The organism is Protaetiibacter larvae (assembly GCF_008365275.1).
GTDB classification, from domain to species: domain Bacteria; phylum Actinomycetota; class Actinomycetes; order Actinomycetales; family Microbacteriaceae; genus Homoserinibacter; species Homoserinibacter larvae.
Genome location: NZ_CP043504.1, coordinates 2,105,551 through 2,120,525 on the forward strand (window position 1 = coordinate 2,105,551; position 14,975 = coordinate 2,120,525).

General features: G+C 73.1%; 14 protein-coding genes and 1 pseudogene. 9 read left to right on the forward strand and 6 right to left on the reverse strand.

From position 1 onward, the window contains the following. Positions 1 to 71: 71 nt before the first annotated feature. The 5 genes and pseudogenes from FLP23_RS09925 to FLP23_RS09945 all read left to right on the forward strand — a co-directional run bounded on the left by FLP23_RS09925 (position 72) and on the right by FLP23_RS09945 (position 4,659). On the forward strand, positions 72 to 845 hold the full coding sequence (locus FLP23_RS09925; protein WP_149325714.1) for a DUF2510 domain-containing protein: 774 nt from the start codon (positions 72 to 74) through the stop codon (positions 843 to 845). Between the two features lie 197 nt (positions 846 to 1,042). After that, a pseudogene (locus FLP23_RS12625) lies at positions 1,043 to 1,156 on the forward strand (DUF2510 domain-containing protein); the annotation flags it as partial. 24 nt (positions 1,157 to 1,180) lie between these two features. Beyond that, positions 1,181 to 1,912 (forward strand): hypothetical protein, encoded by a 732-nt coding sequence (locus FLP23_RS09935; protein WP_149325715.1) that lies wholly within the window; start codon positions 1,181 to 1,183, stop codon positions 1,910 to 1,912. A 115-nt stretch (positions 1,913 to 2,027) separates the two neighbouring features. Then, complete coding sequence (locus tag FLP23_RS09940; protein ID WP_281290313.1) at positions 2,028 to 3,695, forward strand: DUF2510 domain-containing protein; 1,668 nt, start codon at positions 2,028 to 2,030, stop codon at positions 3,693 to 3,695. 70 nt (positions 3,696 to 3,765) lie between these two features. Further along, positions 3,766 to 4,659, forward strand: coding sequence for a hypothetical protein (locus FLP23_RS09945; protein ID WP_149325717.1), 894 nt, complete (start codon positions 3,766 to 3,768; stop codon positions 4,657 to 4,659). A gap of 30 nt (positions 4,660 to 4,689) precedes the next feature. Here the strand turns inward: FLP23_RS09945 and FLP23_RS09950 are convergent, their stop codons facing one another. Together FLP23_RS09950 and FLP23_RS09955 are read right to left on the reverse strand one after the other, a co-directional pair. After that, on the reverse strand, positions 4,690 to 5,598 hold the full coding sequence (locus tag FLP23_RS09950) for a transglutaminase domain-containing protein (RefSeq protein ID WP_149325718.1): 909 nt from the start codon (positions 5,596 to 5,598) through the stop codon (positions 4,690 to 4,692). A 39-nt stretch (positions 5,599 to 5,637) separates the two neighbouring features. Then, positions 5,638 to 6,543, reverse strand: a complete 906-nt coding sequence (locus FLP23_RS09955) for a DnaJ domain-containing protein (protein ID WP_149325719.1) — start codon at positions 6,541 to 6,543, stop codon at positions 5,638 to 5,640. Between the two features lie 57 nt (positions 6,544 to 6,600). On the opposite strand from FLP23_RS09955, the gene FLP23_RS09960 reads away from it, so the two are divergent. Both FLP23_RS09960 and FLP23_RS09965 read left to right on the forward strand, forming a co-directional pair. Next, the gene (locus FLP23_RS09960; protein ID WP_149325720.1) at positions 6,601 to 6,930 is read left to right on the forward strand and encodes a tryptophan synthase subunit alpha; all 330 of its coding nucleotides are present in this window, start codon (positions 6,601 to 6,603) and stop codon (positions 6,928 to 6,930) included. Next, entirely contained in the window at positions 6,927 to 7,805 is an 879-nt protein-coding gene (locus FLP23_RS09965) for an aminodeoxychorismate lyase (protein WP_149325721.1), read from the forward strand. The genes FLP23_RS09960 and FLP23_RS09965 overlap by 4 nt, the downstream gene beginning before the upstream one ends. A gap of 811 nt (positions 7,806 to 8,616) precedes the next feature. Here the strand turns inward: FLP23_RS09965 and FLP23_RS09970 are convergent. Together FLP23_RS09970 and FLP23_RS09975 are read right to left on the reverse strand one after the other, a co-directional pair. Then, a complete protein-coding gene (locus tag FLP23_RS09970) occupies positions 8,617 to 10,749 on the reverse strand; it encodes a DEAD/DEAH box helicase (RefSeq protein ID WP_149325722.1) in 2,133 nt (710 codons plus the stop codon). Between the two features lie 150 nt (positions 10,750 to 10,899). Then, entirely contained in the window at positions 10,900 to 11,265 is a 366-nt protein-coding gene (locus FLP23_RS09975; RefSeq protein ID WP_149325723.1) for a DUF6804 family protein, read from the reverse strand. Between the two features lie 58 nt (positions 11,266 to 11,323). On the opposite strand from FLP23_RS09975, the gene FLP23_RS09980 reads away from it, so the two are divergent. Continuing rightward, positions 11,324 to 12,649, forward strand: a complete 1,326-nt coding sequence (locus FLP23_RS09980; protein WP_149325724.1) for a M20/M25/M40 family metallo-hydrolase — start codon at positions 11,324 to 11,326, stop codon at positions 12,647 to 12,649. Here FLP23_RS09980 and FLP23_RS09985 read toward each other — a convergent pair. Beyond that, positions 12,633 to 13,235, reverse strand: a complete 603-nt coding sequence (locus FLP23_RS09985; RefSeq protein ID WP_168200424.1) for a Crp/Fnr family transcriptional regulator — start codon at positions 13,233 to 13,235, stop codon at positions 12,633 to 12,635. The genes FLP23_RS09980 and FLP23_RS09985 overlap by 17 nt on opposite strands. A gap of 90 nt (positions 13,236 to 13,325) precedes the next feature. Here FLP23_RS09985 and FLP23_RS09990 point away from each other — a divergent pair, with 90 nt between their 5' ends. Then, a complete protein-coding gene (locus FLP23_RS09990) occupies positions 13,326 to 14,033 on the forward strand; it encodes an SDR family NAD(P)-dependent oxidoreductase (protein WP_168200425.1) in 708 nt (235 codons plus the stop codon). 6 nt (positions 14,034 to 14,039) lie between these two features. On the opposite strand, the gene FLP23_RS09995 is transcribed toward FLP23_RS09990, so the two are convergent. Then, a complete protein-coding gene (locus FLP23_RS09995) occupies positions 14,040 to 14,915 on the reverse strand; it encodes a glycerophosphodiester phosphodiesterase (protein ID WP_149326273.1) in 876 nt (291 codons plus the stop codon). Between the last annotated feature and the right edge of the window lie 60 nt (positions 14,916 to 14,975).

Genomic DNA, 14,975 nt, shown 5'->3' on the forward strand with positions numbered 1-14,975 from the left:
CCGTGCCGCCGACGCGGCGTGACCCCGGTCGATGAGGACCAACCGAACAACCCGAAAAGGAGGTGGTCCACATGACCGACCAGGCAACCCGTGTCGTCCCCGCCGGCTGGTATGAGGACCCCGCAGACGCGGAACAGGTGCGCTGGTGGAACGGCATCGCCTGGACCGACCACACCCAGCCCAAGCCCACCTCGGCGGCCGACGCCGAGACCGCCGAGCTCGAGAAGCGCTACAGCGAGTCCGGCGCGCCGCCCGTGCGCGTGCGCGTGCGGAACGTGTCGACGTCGACGACCTCGTCGTGGCTCGTGGCCTTCACGCCGATCCTCTTCGCCCTCGCGGCGGTCGTGGCGATCATCGTGCCGTTCTACTCGACGCTCGGCTCCGAGCTCTGGGCGCTGCTGCTCGTGCCGTATCTGCTGAGCGTGCTGTGCGCCTTCCTCGACGTGCGTCGGCTCAAGCGCTGGGGGCTCAAGCCGCCGGCCGCCATCTGGGCGCTGCTCGGCCCGCTCTACCTGGTGGTGCGCAAGTTCACGGTGGCCGGCTGGGGTCAGCTGGTGGCGCTCGTGGTGCTGCTCGTGGGTCTGGGGGGCGTGGGCTTCGCGGTGAGCTCGACGGAGCTCGGCAAGCCGATCACGCTCGCGCTCACCGTGCAGAGCACGATTCGGAGCGAACTCGTCGGCAGCGGCGAGGCCCTGGATGTGGCGTGCCCGCCGATCGCCGACAGCACGGCTGTCGGCACCGTCTACACCTGCGATGTGACGCTCGCGACACACGCCCACAAGCAGCTGCTCGTGAGCATCGACTCCGACAAGGGCGACTTCAGCTACACCTATTCGCTCAAGTGAGCTCGGTCCCGTTCGACGGGATACGACGACGCCCACGGCCCGACGCCGTGGGCGTCGTCGTGTGCGCGGCGTGACCCGGGTCGTCTACCCCATATCCGGGGCTCCCCCCTAGTGGGGCTCCTCTCGCGAGATATGCCGTCCCTAGAATCCTTCCAAGCAGCCAATGGGGAGGCTGCCACTCAAGGGGGAGGGAACTCGTGACTCTCAGCGCCGCCGCACCGGTAGCTGCCTGGTACCCGGATCCCACCGACGCGGATTCGCTTCGGTGGTGGGACGGACTCGGTTGGACTTCGCACACGCGTCCGCGCCCTGCTCAGGCGCCGACGAGCCTGCCGATGCCGGATCCCGCGACCGCGTACATCCCGCAGGCTCCGCCGACCGAGGCGCCGGTCGCCGTTGCACCGGCAACCGTGCCCACACCGCCCGTCGAGGTCACCGCGCCCGAGCCGGCCCAGCTGGCGGCCGCCCTGGCCGCCGCACCGGCCCCCGCCGCCGGAACCGCCGGGATCGCCGCGGTCCCGCCGCCGCCCGTTGCGGCCGCCCCTGCCGCTCCCGCCGCAGAGTTCGCCGCTGCACCGGCCGCGCCCACGATCGATGAGAGCCAGTCGGTGGCTGCCGCACGCGCCGCCTTCGCCGCGGCCCAGGCCGAGAAGGCGGCTGCGGCCGCCGCTGCAGCCGCCGCAGCCGCCGCGGAGGCCGCAGCGGGCGTCACCGCCGCTGCACCGGCCGTGGCGACCCCCGAGCCCGCACCCGTGACCGCCCCGCCGCCCACGGCACCCGCGGTCGCCGGAGACGCACCGTTCACCTCGGTGGCGCAGGCCCGTGCGGCGTTCGCCGCCAAGAACGCCGCCAAGACTGCGGGGATCCCCATCGTGGAGCAGCCTGTCGAGGAGGCGGCACCCGCCGTCGCCGCGGGGCTCTCGACGAACGACGAGGGGCGCCCGGTCTCGGTCGCCGCCGCACGCGCCGCCGCGGCCAAGGCGAAGGCGGCCGCCAGCGAGGCGGCCCCGGCCGACCAGCAGGTCGACGAGCAGGGCCGCAAGTGGCACCTGCCCAAGTTCGGGTGAACCCAGGCAGGATCATCACCCGAACGGGGGACTGAGCCGGCTCCCGGTCGACGCCTAGGCTCGACTTACGACGGACACACCAGTGGGGGCTCTGAACGTGTCGGACACGACCTTCGTGTCGCCTCGGGCGGCATGGTATCCAGATCCCAGCGATGCGAACATGCAGCGCTGGTGGGATGGTCGCGCCTGGACGCCCTACACGACCCCGATCCCTCCGCCGCCGCCCATGGCGGCACCCGCGATGCCGGTGCCCGTCATGCCGCCGCCGCAGCAGCAGGCGCCGCAGCAGCAGGCGCCGCAGCAGCCGGCCGCTCCGCAGCAGTACGTCGCACCTCAGCAGCCCGCGGCGCAGCAGCAGTACGTCGCCCCGCAGCAACCGGTGGCCCCACAGCACGTCGCCGCGTCGCAGGCCGTCGCCTCGCAGGTGCCGCAGTACGCGCAGCAGCAGGACCCGGCTTTCGCCTCGCAGGCGCCGCACTTCGCACCGCAGCCGGCCGCCCCCCAGGCACCGCAGCAGCTGTATCCCGCACAGCAGCCCGCGACTCAGCAGCCCGCGACTCAACAGCCCGTGCAGCAGCAGCCCGCACCTCAGCAGCAGCCCGTGCAGCAAGCTGCAGAGCCCGCGTCGTATGCCCCCGTTTCGGCCGCGCCGCAGTACCTTCCGCAGCCCGCACCTCAGCAGCCCGCACCTCAGCAGCCGGTCGCTCAGCAGCCCATCGCTCAGCAGCCCATCACCCAGCAGCCGGCCGCTCAGCAGACCGCCGCCCCGCAGCAGGCGCCCGCGGCGCCTCAGCAGTACGCCACGGCCCAGCCCGTCGCGGCAGCGCCGCAGCCCATCGCCCCGCAACCGGCGGCTCCCCACCCGGTGGCTCCGCAGGCATCGGCGGCGCCCGCCTACCTCGCCCAGCCCGCCCCGACGGCGGGCTCGCAGGTCACGGGCGTCCCGACCGCTCCCGAGGCCCCGCGCCCCGCGGCCACCCCCCAGATCCCCGCTGTGCCGCCGCAGCTGCTCGCGCAACAGCAGGCACCTCGGGCGGCCGACCAGCAGCACCCGGCACCCGGCTACGGCTCGACTCCCGGCTACCCGCCGACGGCAGCACGACCGCTCGCGCCCCCCGCTTCGGTCGCGCCCGCGCCCGTTCAGATGCCCGCACAGGCGCCTCCGCAGCCGGCACCCGCCTACCTCGGTGCACCCGCACCCGCGCCCGCCGTCGCCCCGCAGCCGACGAACGATCCCGGACCCCAGCGGGTGGCGCCTCCCGGAGCCGGAACCTCCGCGTACGCGAGCGCACAGCCACCCTCCGCGTACTTCTCCGCCCCCGCACCCGCGGCGCCGTCGCTCGCGATCGAGGCGGGGCCGTCGGCGACGACGACCACCTCGTCGATTCCGGGGTTCACCCCGGCACCCACCGTCCTCGCGCTCCCGGCTCTGCTGGGTGGAGCGCCCACAAACGCTGCGGCACCGTCTGCGCCGGCCCCCACGCCGGCCCCCGACGCGCCTCACCCCACGACGGCGCCTTCGGCGACGGTGTCTTCGGTGTCGCAGCCCTCCCCCGGATACCCCGGATACCCCGGATCGGGAGGTCCCGCGGTCGCCCCGCATGCGGCCGTCGACTCGGCAGCGCCCACCACAGGGCCGCAGCCGGTGCCGATGCCGACCGACTCGGGCCCTCTCGGTCCGGCTCCCGCAACGGCACTCGCCCTGCCCCAGCTGCCCGATCGCTCGCGAGAGCTCGCGCCCGACACCCGCGGCGACCTGGGCGCACCCCTTCACCGGCTCTGACGACCGCTCCCCCGTTCGGGGACATGACGCTCCCTCGGCTGCTCGCTAGCGTGAACAAGGGATCGCACGAATGGGGGTCGGCGTGAAGGGTTTCGGCGTTTTCGTCATCATCGTCGGCGTGCTCGCGCTCGCCGGCGGGGTCGCCCTCGGCTTCCTCCCGGTCAGCTACGACCCGATCGGCGACCCGATCGACTGCGGGAGCTTCGTGGCCACCGCGTGGGCAGGCGGTACCCTGTACACCGCCTGCCTCCCGGCGCTCTTCAGCTACGCGTGGATGATCCCGACGGCGGGCCTGGCCGGCATCGTGCTGGTGCTCATCGGTGCGCTCCTCATGCAGTCCGGTCGCATCCGCGAACTGCGCAACACCCTCGCCTACGCCCGGACCTCCCAGGGCGGTGTCGGTGCGGGCTCCACGCGCACGCTCAGCGGCAACGGGGTCCCCGTGGGCACGAGCTCGGGCGGGGTGACGAGCTCCGCGCAGGCGAGCTACGCCGCGCAGCTCGGGTACACGCGCGCGGCGACCGCCGCAGTGCGTGCGCCCGAGACGCCGGGCTACGGCAGCACTCCCGGCACCCTGGTCACGCCGTCCGCCACGTATGCCGCGCCCCCGATCCCGGCGCCCACCGGCCCCGAGCCGCACGCCTTCGCGACGATGGCGCCGCCCGCACCCGAACCCGCCATGCATCCGAGCCTGCCGCCGCAGCAGGCGCCGGCGGCCGCACAGCCGGCGTACCAGGGGCAGACCCTCCACCCGCAGCAGGTTCCCGCACAGGCCGGCTACGCGCACGCAGCCCCGGAACCCGCCTACCCGGCGGCGGCCCAGCCCGGCCAGCCTCCGCAGTTCGCCACCCACGAGACCCCGCAGGCCGCGCATCCGCACCACGCCGAATCGGTGCCGGGCGGTTTCGTCCAGCCCGGCAGCGGCTTCGTGCCGCAGAGCGGGCACGCCGTCCCCGCCTACTGAGCGGAGACGCCACGAGGCCCCGCGCGAGCCTCAGGGGCGCCCCGGTGCGGCCGTCACCAGATCGACCTCCACGGGCGGCAGCTCGTAGGGGCTGAACTGTCGCACGTGCCCTCGCGGATGCAAGCGGTCGTCGGCGTGGAAGCAGGCGGCGAGAGCCTCCTCGGCGTCCGCATCGTCCGCATCCGCCGCGACCACGAGGGCGGCGAGGGCATCCATCCACGCGGCCTGCTCGGGCGTCGGATCCTGCTCCCCCACCATGCCGCCCCACACGTCCCAGAGCAGCAGCTCCTCCCCGAAACGGTGCGCGATGTCGCGGATGACGTAATCGAACACGAAGCTCGTACCCGCGAGCGGAGAGGTGGGGAACACGCCGAAGCTGCGTGGATCGGCGCCGCCCGCCCGGATCAGCTGCCACACCTCCGCCGCCGTCAGGAACCCGTCGACCTCGCCCCTGACCAGGTCCCAGGTGGGGAAGGCGAACCAGGTGGGATCCAGCTGCGCGTCGCCACGCACCCAGCGCGCGCCGTCCCAGAACTCGACGATCACGTGGTCGAAGTGGTATCCCTCGCGCAGGTAGCCGGCGAACCCGACCCGGCTGCGCGCCGCAACCCCCTGCTCACGCAGCGCCGAGACCGTGAGCAGGGTGAAATCGCGGCAGCAGCCTGCCACCCGATCCTCGCGGGCGCGGGGCGCGTCGAGCGGCGCCTCGTGACGCTGCGCGTCGAGTTCGAGGATGCGCGCCACCCAGCGGCTGTCGATGTCGCCCCGGCGCGCGGCCGGCACCTCGATGCCGTCGGCGCGATAGTGATACAGCAGATTCCGCACCACCTCGCCGATGCGCGCCGGATCGGCTCCGCGCGGGACCGCCCGCCAGCGTTCGCGGAACTCGCCGGGGTCGCTGTAGGCCGTGTGGCGGCGGGAACGGGCGACGGTGTCCATTCGGGAATCATGCCGCCCCGCGACGCCCGTGTCGAGGGCTCACACGAACCGCACGGCCGCCTGGATGCGCGTACGCAGCTCGAACAGGTCCGTGCCGCCCGTGCCCACCCCGGGGATCCCGGTGCGCACCACGTGGGCGAGCTGCGGCTGCGGGATGAGCAGCGCACGCGCCCCGCGCACCGCGCCCAGATCGACCACCCGAGGCGCATCCGCTTCGGGCGCGACGACGCCGAGCGCCGAGAAGCGCACCCGCGCCGCCCGCGCGAACGCCCGGGCGCGCTGCGAGAGCTCGTGAACGGGCCGCTCGCCGCCCAGCGCCGGCCCGATGAGCTCCGAGCCCTTCACCCGGATCTCGCCGCCCCAGTCCTCGCTCAGGAGCGCCCACAGCCCGCTCGGCCCGAGCACGATGTGGTCGAGCTTGCCGGCGACCGTGTCGACATCGTGCCAGACGGTGTAACCGATGCCGAGAGCCGCCAACTCCCGGGCCGACCGCTCCTCGGCGATCGCCGCCGCGAGATAGTGCTTGACCAGCCGCGGCGCCGAGCGCACGAGCGCGGGATCGTAGGGATCGGGCAGCTCGACCCCGCGCCCCGCCCACTCGCGCACCTCGGCGAGATAGCGCTCCCGGTACCAACCGCCCGGATGCCCGCTCGCGCGGGCCTGCGGACGCGAGTCGGCGCGCGGTCGCGACGCGCGCGGCGCGTAGGCCTCCGACGCCCGCCCGGCGGCGCGGAGCCCCCGCGCGTCGTAGGCGCTGCGCGCCTCCCGGGTGCCGACGAGCTCCCAGGCGTCCTGGACCGCATGGAACTCGGCCGCGACGCCCCCGGCATCCGGGTGGGTCTCGCGCAGCCGCCGACGGTAGGCGCGGCGCAGCTCCGCGTCGCTCGCGGTCGACGCCACGCCGAGCACCTCATAGGCGGAGGCGGCGAGCGGACTGTCGGGCACGCAACGATCGTACGGGCCCTGCCCGCGTGGTGCCGTGCGGCGCCGTAGGCTCGAGAGGTGACAGCGCACGAGGAGACCGACGGGGTTCGCCGCCGCGCGAGCCTCGAGGTGCTGCGCGCGGAAGCCGCGGACGAGCTCAGCACCGTCGCCTGGGAGCGCCTGCGCTCGGGCGAGGATCCGTGGGAGTTCATGCAGGAGCTGCCGAGCGTCGACGAGCTCGTCGTGCTCACCCTGCGCGCCGAGCTCATCCACGCCGACAACGATCGTCGGCCCAACCGCGACGTCGACTACCGGATGCTGCGCCAGATCGCCCTCGCCTATCCGCCCCTCAGCACCGCGGTCTGGCGGCTGCTCGACGGCGAACCCACCCGACGGAGAACCGCATGACCGCAGTCCTCGCCCTGCTCGAGTTCGCGCCCGGAACGGGGGCTACCACGGGGTTCCGGCTGGTGGATCCCGCGCAACCCCACCTCACGGTGACCGACCTCGCCGCGACACGAGGCGACGGCATCTTCGAGACGGCGCGCGTGGTCGACGGGCGCGTGCAGGCGCTCGAGGCGCACCTCGAACGCCTCGCGCAGTCCGCGCGCATGCTCGAGCTGCCCGCGCCGACCCTGCCGCTGTGGCGCGACGCGATCAACGCCGTCGCCGTCGCCCTCGCCGCGGCCGGGGTCGCCGACGGCTCCATCAAGTTCGTGCTCACCCGCGGCATCGAAGGCGGGCAGGTGCCGACCGGCTGGGTTCTCGGCCTTCCCTCGCCGGACTTCACCCGAGAGCGCGCCGAGGGCATCCGGATCGTGCTGCTCGACCGCGGGTACCGCCACGACGTCGCGCACACCTCGCCCTGGCTGCTCGCCGGCGCGAAGACCTTGAGCTACGCCGTCAACCGGGCGGTCCTCCGCGAGGCCGCCCGACGGGGCGCCGACGATGCGCTCTTCGTCTCGAGCGACGGCTACCTGCTCGAGGGCGCCGTCTCGAGCCTGCTGCTGCGCGTCGGCAGCCGGCTCGTGACCCCGCGGGTCGACATCGGCATCCTCGCCGGGACGACGCAGGCCGATGTCTTCAACTGGGCGGAGTTGCAGGGCTTCACCACCGGCTACGAACTGCTCACCCCCGGGGACCTGGCGACGGCGGATGCGGCCTGGCTGGTCTCGAGCGTGCGGCACGCCGCGCCGGTGCGCGCGGTCGACGGCGTGGAGCGCCCCATCGACGCAGAGCTGACGGCACGCATCAACGCGGCGCTCGACGGTCGAATCGACTAGCCCCCGGCGGCTCACGGCACACAGACGAAGGGCCCCCGGTCAGCTACGCCGGGGGCCCTTCTGTGTCGATGAGGCCGCCACGCCCGCGAGCTCTCGGGTCGGGCGTTCGCCGGTGGGGCGGAAGCTCGAGACCTGACAGCGAACCGTCGGGTCCCGAGACGGCTCCGGGCGCCCGGGTCTCCCCCGCTGCGCCTCGGCCGGATCCGGTGGTGCGCCCGGCCCGAACCTCGGCGCCTGCGAGGTCTCCCTCGCCGCGCGTCGGACCGGCCCTTCGTCACCGCCGTCACACGACGTCGGTGCCGCGGAATCCGCCCCGCCTCCGGATCCGGCGAGCCATGCGGCCCGCCCTCCTCGGCTGCGAGGTGTCACCCTCAGCGTCCGGTGCTGCCCCACGGACGGAACTCTCGCTCCGCGATCCCTTGGGGCCACTCCTCGCGTCGATCGAGCGGACCCGACCGGCGTCCGGAGAACACCGCCCCGCTTCGGCTGCGCCCCTCTCGCGCCCGGATCACTCCGTTTGCGTCGGGTTTGCGCCTCATCGGTTGAGTAGAGATTACTCAGCGGTGAACGAGCCGCAAGACGTGAACCCTCGCTAGATAGTTGAGAGTCTGCGAGGCGAACGGGGGGTTAAATACTGGCGGCGGTGATGCTGTCCGCGATCCCTCATACCCCCGTATCGGAATCGCGACAGTGACAGGATCACCGCCGCCTGCTAGTCCCCCAACTAGTGCAGTTCTGACGATAGGAGCCCCCGAGATCGCGCCGCGCCCCCCAGTACGGGTGTCCCCCGTTCGAGGCCGCCGCGCGGCGCCTACAGCTCGGCCACGGCATCCGTCAGGATGGCCACGAGCGCCTCGAGCTGCACCGAGCCCTCCGCCGCCGCCGTGGTCTCCCCGTCGAGTGCGCGCGAGGCGAGGCCTGCCTTCGAGTCGATGAGCTCGGCGATGCGGCCGTCGATGGTCTGCGCGGCGATGATCCGCCACGCCGTCACCGGCAGCTCCTGACCGATGCGGTGCACGCGGTCGATCGCCTGGGTCTGCTCGGCGTTGGTCCAGCTGAGCTCGGCGAGCACCACGTTCGACGCCGCCTGCAGGTTGACGCCGACACCGGCCGCCGTGAGCGAGCAGACTGCGACCGCGACCTCCGGGTCGTTCTGGAAGGCGTCGATCTCGAGCTGGCGCGCCTTCGCCGTCTGATCGCCGCGGATCGAGACCGTGCGCAGGCCGGCCTTCGCGAAGTGCTTCTCGGCCACATCCATGACGTCGATGTGCTTCGCGAAGAACACGACCTTGCCCACGTTGCGGGCCAGGTTCACCGTGTAGTCGGCGGCCGGCGTCGCCTTCGCCTGGCCGATGCGGCGCACCATCGCGAAGACGTTGTCGCCCTGCGCCCCCGACTGCTTCGACTCCTCGAGCTCGGCGGCCGCGACGAGGCGGATGAGCTCCGCAGCCGTCGAATCCGGACGCGACGCGCGCAGCCTGCGGTAACGCTCCACGAGCCGCGCCACGAGCGCCTTCTCGGCCTCGCGGATCGAACGCCCGGCCTCGCCGTCGAGCTCCACCGGGATGTCGGCGATGCGACGCGCGGGGATGTCGGCGGCCACATCCACCTTCTTGCGGCGCACGATGCCCTGCGCCACCACGACACGGCGCGCGGCCGCGAAGAAGCCCGGGTCGACGGGCGTCAGCTCGGTCTCCTCGAGCGCCGCCATGAGGCGCGGCATCGGCTTCTTCTCGTCGATCCAGCCCAGGAACTGCCAGATCATCCGGAAGTCCTCGATCTGGTTGATGAGGGGGGTGCCGGTGAGCGCGATGAGCAGCGGGTCGGGCATGCGCTGGCGCAGCGACTTCGAGAGCGCCTGCACGTGCTTCGAGCGCTGCGAGTCCTTGTTCTTGATGAAGTGCGCCTCGTCGACGATCATGCCGCGGAAACCACGGCGCGAAAGCCACGCGACGTGACGATCGAGCACCTCGTAGTTGACGATCACGATGTCGGCGAAGGCGTCGATGTCGTCGCCGTCGCCGTGCACGACCGTGGCGGTGCGCTGGGGGGTCCACTTCTCGACCTCGCGCGCCCAGTTCACCTTGACGACATTCGGCACGACGACGAGCAGCGGGTAGGCGTTCGCGACGTTCGCGGCGAGCAGCGCCTGCGCGGTCTTGCCGAGGCCCGGCTCGTCGGCGAGCAGATAGCTGCGATGACCCTCGCGGGCCGACTCCACGAACCGCGCCTGGTGCGGCATGAGCTCGAGCTTGCCCGGCGTGGCGAGCGAACGGGCCGCGGGAAGCTCCATGCTGGCCGCCCCGCCCCCCGCGCCGATCTCGAAGGAGCGGAACAGCGGCTCGATGAGCTCCCAGTTGTCGAGCTGACCCGAACGCGCGGCGGGCTTCGGAGCCTGGAAGGCGCTGAAATCGGGCGCGAGGAACGGGTTCGACATCTGGTACTGGCGCACCGACTGCGGCACGACCTGCCGCTCCTCCACCGCGGGCTTCGCCTCCGGCTCGGTGACCACCACGAGATCCTCGGGTGCGAGCGGGGTGCCCGCCTCGAGCAGCAGAGTGCGGCGCACCTCCTGCGCGGCGGGGCTCAGCGGCGCGCTGTCGGTGAGCAGCTGGATGAGGCTCGCGTCGCGTGCGGCCGTCTTGGCCATGATGGTGGCGATGCCGTCGAGTCGGGTGAGCTCCTTGGTGCGCTCGGCGTCGGTGAGGCTCGTGTCGGTCTTGATGCGCGCGCGCTCCTCGCGCGCCAGCACGGCGACGACGCGGTAGCGCACGCGATTGGCGGCGTTGACCTTGCCGCGGTCGGCGGCGTTCTCGATACCGCGCACGACGCGCGCGAGCACCGGGATGATGCCCGTCTCGTCCTGGTGCGGTCGCCGACGCTGCTGTGTGCCCCTGTTTCCGGTCTTGGCGCCGGAACGGGACTTCTGGCCGGATGTGGCCATCGTTCTCCTCGGGGGTGGTGACCCCATCTGCGACGGAGCATCGTCGCAACTCGTGGTTCGGCAGGTACGCCGAACCGGACTCTCGGTGCAGATCGCTCCCGGTGATCCCCTGAACCCGGCTTGGCCGGTGGGGCGGTGAGCACCCCCAGTCTAGCGGGTTCGCTGCTCGGGAGCGACTTTGACCTTCACCAACACGCCCGCGGCGATGAAGGCGATGATCGCCACGTACTGCGCGCCGAGCCACAGCGGGCCGTCGAAACCGAACGGCACCACGGGGTTCCACAGCACGGCGATCGCCGCGAACACGGGCACCCACCACCAGTGTCGCGCCTGGATCGCGAAGACCAGCACGATGAGGGCGAGCACCGCGACACCCCAGCTGACGTACACGAAGGCGTCCTGACCGACGAGCGCGATCCCCACGAACAGCACGACCGCGGCGAGCAGCCCCGGCGCGAGCGCCAGCCGGCGGAAGCCGGTGTCTCCGTAACGGGATGCGGGTCGCTGACTGCTCACACCCCCAGCGTAACCAGCGCCCGAGGCCCCGCCGCGCCGCCCTCCTAGGATCGAAGCCATGAGCGACCCCGCCGTCGAGCGCTTGCGCGCGCTGCTGCGCCATGCCACCTACTCCCACGAGGGCGCCGCGGATGCCGACGCCGCGGTCGAGGCCTTCCAGGCGGAGCTCGCCCGCGCCTTCCCCCTCGTGCACGACCGGCTCGAACGGGAGACCGTCGCGGGGCGCAGCCTGCTGTACCGATGGCGCGGTGCGGGAGACGGTCCGCCTGCCGTGCTCATGGCGCACCAGGACGTGGTGACCGTCGACGACGACAGCCGCTGGAGTCATCCCCCGTTCGCCGCCGAGCTCGTCGGCGACGGGGAGGAGGCCGCCGTGTGGGGCCGCGGAGCCGTCGACGACAAGGGCGCCCTGGGCGCGATCCTGGAGGCCGTGGAAGCCCGGCTGGCTGCCGACTACCGGCCCGCGGCGGACGTCTACCTCGCGTTCGGCCACGACGAGGAGGCGGGTGGCTCGGGGGGCGCCGCGATCGCCGCGCTGCTCGAGGAGCGCGGCATCCGACCCGATCTCGTGATCGACGAGGGCGGCGCGGTCATGGATGCGCTCCTGCCCGGCCTCGGACCGACCGCCGTCGTGGGGGTGACCGAGAAGGGCATCATGAACGTCGAGCTCGTCGTCGAGCAGGCCGGCGGGCATGCCGCCATCCCCCTGCCCGGCGGATCGACCGCGGTGCTCGCGCGTGCCGTGCTGCGGCTCGAGAACCAGCCCGAGGCACCTCATCTCATCGAGCCGACCATCGGACTGCTCGAGTCGCTCGGCACGCGGCTCGGCGGCGTCCGCGGCTGGGCGCTGCGCCGAGCGCGTCGCTTCCGCGGCCCGCTCGCCCGGCTGATCGCGCGCACGAGCCCGCAGCTCGCCGCGATGACCCGCACGACGCGCGCCGTCACGCAGCTGCAAGGCTCCTCGAGCCGGAACGTGGTCCCCGAACGCGCCACGGCGACCGTCAACGTGCGCATCCTCCCGGGGGCGACCATCGCCTCCGCGATCGAGGACATCGCGCGCGTCATCGACGACCCCGCGGTGGAGCTGCGGTTCCTGGAGGGCTCGGAGCCGGCACCGGTCTCGCCCGCGCACGGCCCGGCCTGGGATGCGGTCGCGGCGAGCATCCGCGATGCCTTCCCCGACACGGTCGTGGCACCGTACGTGATGCTGCAGGCGAGCGACTCGCGGTTCTACGGCGCGATCTCGGCGAACGTCTACCGCTTCCTGCCGTTCGACCTGCGCCAGGAGGAGCTGCAGGCGATCCACGGCATCGACGAGCGCATCCGGGTGAGCACCTACCGTCGGGCGATCGCCTTCTTCGACGCCCTCATCGGGCGGCTCTAGCCTCCCGGGCACGGCGCTTCAGCCGGCTCAGCGCCACCGGGGTGACGCCGACGAGCGGGGCCAGCTCGACCTGCGCCACGGCCGCGACGAGAGCGGGCCGGGTGCGCTGCAGGGCATCCCAGCGTTCCTCCGGCGTCAGCAGCAGCAGCTCCCGCTCACGTCGCTCGCGCTGCTGCGCGACCTCCGTCAGCCGTGCGGAGAGCGCCCGCGCCCACTCCAGCCGCTCGCGGGTGAGCGCGAGAACCGCGGCGAGCGGCAGCGCCGTCACCACGACACGGGTCAGGCAGCGCGCGCGGTACGAAGACGGCTCACCGCGCAGCACCTCGACCGAGCCGAGCAGTTCGCCGCCCTCGACGATCGACTTGGTGCGCGTGCGGCCCCCGGCGGTCGACACCTCGAGCACCACGTAGCCCGCATCCACCCAGAACAGCTGCCCCGGCGTCTCCCCTGCGTCGAACAGCAGCTCGCCCGCCGACCGGACGCGCGTCGCCGCGCGGGTCGCGAGCGGCTCCCATCCGGGGAGCTCCGCCGCGGCAAGCGTCCGGAGGGCGGCGTGCAGGCGCTCGAGCGGCGAATCCTCACGCACCTTAACCCCGATCAATGCGGCGACCGGATGCGGCCGCCTAGCGTCCTCAACACGCTATCGCCACATCGCCGCGACCAGGAGAGAACAGACATGACCCGACACGCCGTCGTCACCGGAGGGACCGCGGGAATCGGCCGCGAGCTCGTCGCCCAGCTCATCGAAGACGGCTGGGAGGTGCACTGCTGCGGGCGCTCGCGCGCGGCACTCGACGAGCTCGCCGCGCACCCGCGCGTGCACGCCACCCCGCTCGAGCTGCGCGACGCCCACGCCACCGCCGCCTGGGCGGAGCAGCTCGAGCGGGCCACCGACGGCCGGATCGGGCTCCTGCTGCTCAACGCGGGCGTGCAGCACGAGGGTCCGCACGAGCGGCGCACCCCCGCATCCATCGCCGACGAGGTGGCGGTGAACCTCACGGCGCCCGCCCTGCTCACGGCGCGGCTCTGGCGGGCGCTGCGCGCCGCCGACGGTGCGGTCGTGTTCGTCTCGAGCGGGCTCGCGCTCGTGCCCCGCACCGATGCGGCCCTGTACTCCGCGACCAAGGCGGCGCTGTCCTCGTTCGCGACCGCTCTGCGCAGGCGCCCCGAACGCGGCGTCGCCGTGACGGATGTGCTGCTGCCGATGGTCGACACCGCCATGACCGCAGGGCGAGGCGACGGCGGCAAGCTGCAGGCGCGCGAGGCGGCCCGGGCGATCCTCGCGGCGGCGCGCGCCGACCGCCGCGTCGGGATCGGGCGGGCGCGCGCGCTCCCGGCGCTCGCATGGGCCGCGCCGTGGCTTGCGCGGCGTGTGATCCGCTGACGCGGCTCAGGTGCCCGGGGCGGTCTTCGCGATCCAGCCGTCGAGCTTCGAGGGCTTGTCGGTGACGATCCCGTCGACGCCGAGCCCGAGCGCCTCGCTCCAGCGCTGCTTCGAGTTGAGGGTGTAGACGAGCATCCCGAGGCCGGCCGCGTGCATGCGCGTGACGGCATCCGGGCTCCGCTCGAGCGACTTCGGCGTCGTCATGAGCGCGATCGCCTCGTACTGCTGCGCGAGCGCCACCGGATCCTTCGGGAGACTGCGGATGTTGATGACGCGCGGGATGGCGGGCGCCGCGAGGGCGAGGCTCTCGACCGTGGGGAGCTCGAAGCTCGCGAAGATGATGCGGTTCTGCACCCCGCGTGCGTACACGCCGCCGAGGATGCCGCGCACCTGATCCGGCGTCCAGATGCCCTTGAGCTCGACGATGGCCTTCTTGCGGCAGCCGGCGAGCACATCGAGGAACTCCTCGAAGGTCGGCACCTGCACCCCCGCGAACTCCGACGCGTACCAGGATCCCGCATCGAGGGAGCGGATCTGGTCGAGGGTGAGGGAGGCGACGGCGCCGGTGCCGTTCGTCGTGCGATCGACCGTCTCGTCGTGCATGAGCACGGGGTGGCCGTCCGCGGTGAGCTGCACGTCGGTCTCGAGGAAGTCGAGGCCGGAGTCCACGGCGGACGCGAACGAGGGGATGGTGTTCTCGGGGGCGGAGGCGCGGTCCCCGCGGTGGCCGGCCACGAACGCGGGTTCTCCGGGCGCGCGGAGGGCCCCCATCATGTTGCTGGCGTAGACGCGCACGGCGTCGGGGACCAGGAGCAGCACCGCCACGAGGGCGAGTGTGACCACGGCGGACGCGAGCGCCCGTCGCACCGGATGCGTCACCATCGACACGTCCACTTTCGACTCGGGTGCCCCGCCACATCGCGGGGTGAGCCGACAATAACA

Excerpts from the sequence above, each read along its gene's own strand:
- FLP23_RS09950 (WP_149325718.1), bottom strand. The coding sequence starts at position 5,598 with ATGGACACCGTCGCCCGTTCCCGCCGCCACACGGCCTACAGCGACCCC.
- FLP23_RS09970 (WP_149325722.1), bottom strand. The coding sequence starts at position 10,749 with ATGGCCACATCCGGCCAGAAGTCCCGTTCCGGCGCCAAGACCGGAAAC.
- FLP23_RS09925 (WP_149325714.1), top strand. The coding sequence starts at position 72 with ATGACCGACCAGGCAACCCGTGTCGTCCCCGCCGGCTGGTATGAGGAC.
- FLP23_RS09965 (WP_149325721.1), top strand. The coding sequence starts at position 6,927 with ATGACCGCAGTCCTCGCCCTGCTCGAGTTCGCGCCCGGAACGGGGGCT.
- FLP23_RS09935 (WP_149325715.1), top strand. The coding sequence starts at position 1,181 with ATGCCGGATCCCGCGACCGCGTACATCCCGCAGGCTCCGCCGACCGAG.
- FLP23_RS09980 (WP_149325724.1), top strand. The coding sequence starts at position 11,324 with ATGAGCGACCCCGCCGTCGAGCGCTTGCGCGCGCTGCTGCGCCATGCC.
- FLP23_RS09990 (WP_168200425.1), top strand. The coding sequence starts at position 13,326 with ATGACCCGACACGCCGTCGTCACCGGAGGGACCGCGGGAATCGGCCGC.
- FLP23_RS09945 (WP_149325717.1), top strand. The coding sequence starts at position 3,766 with ATGGGGGTCGGCGTGAAGGGTTTCGGCGTTTTCGTCATCATCGTCGGC.
- FLP23_RS09995 (WP_149326273.1), bottom strand. The coding sequence starts at position 14,915 with ATGGTGACGCATCCGGTGCGACGGGCGCTCGCGTCCGCCGTGGTCACA.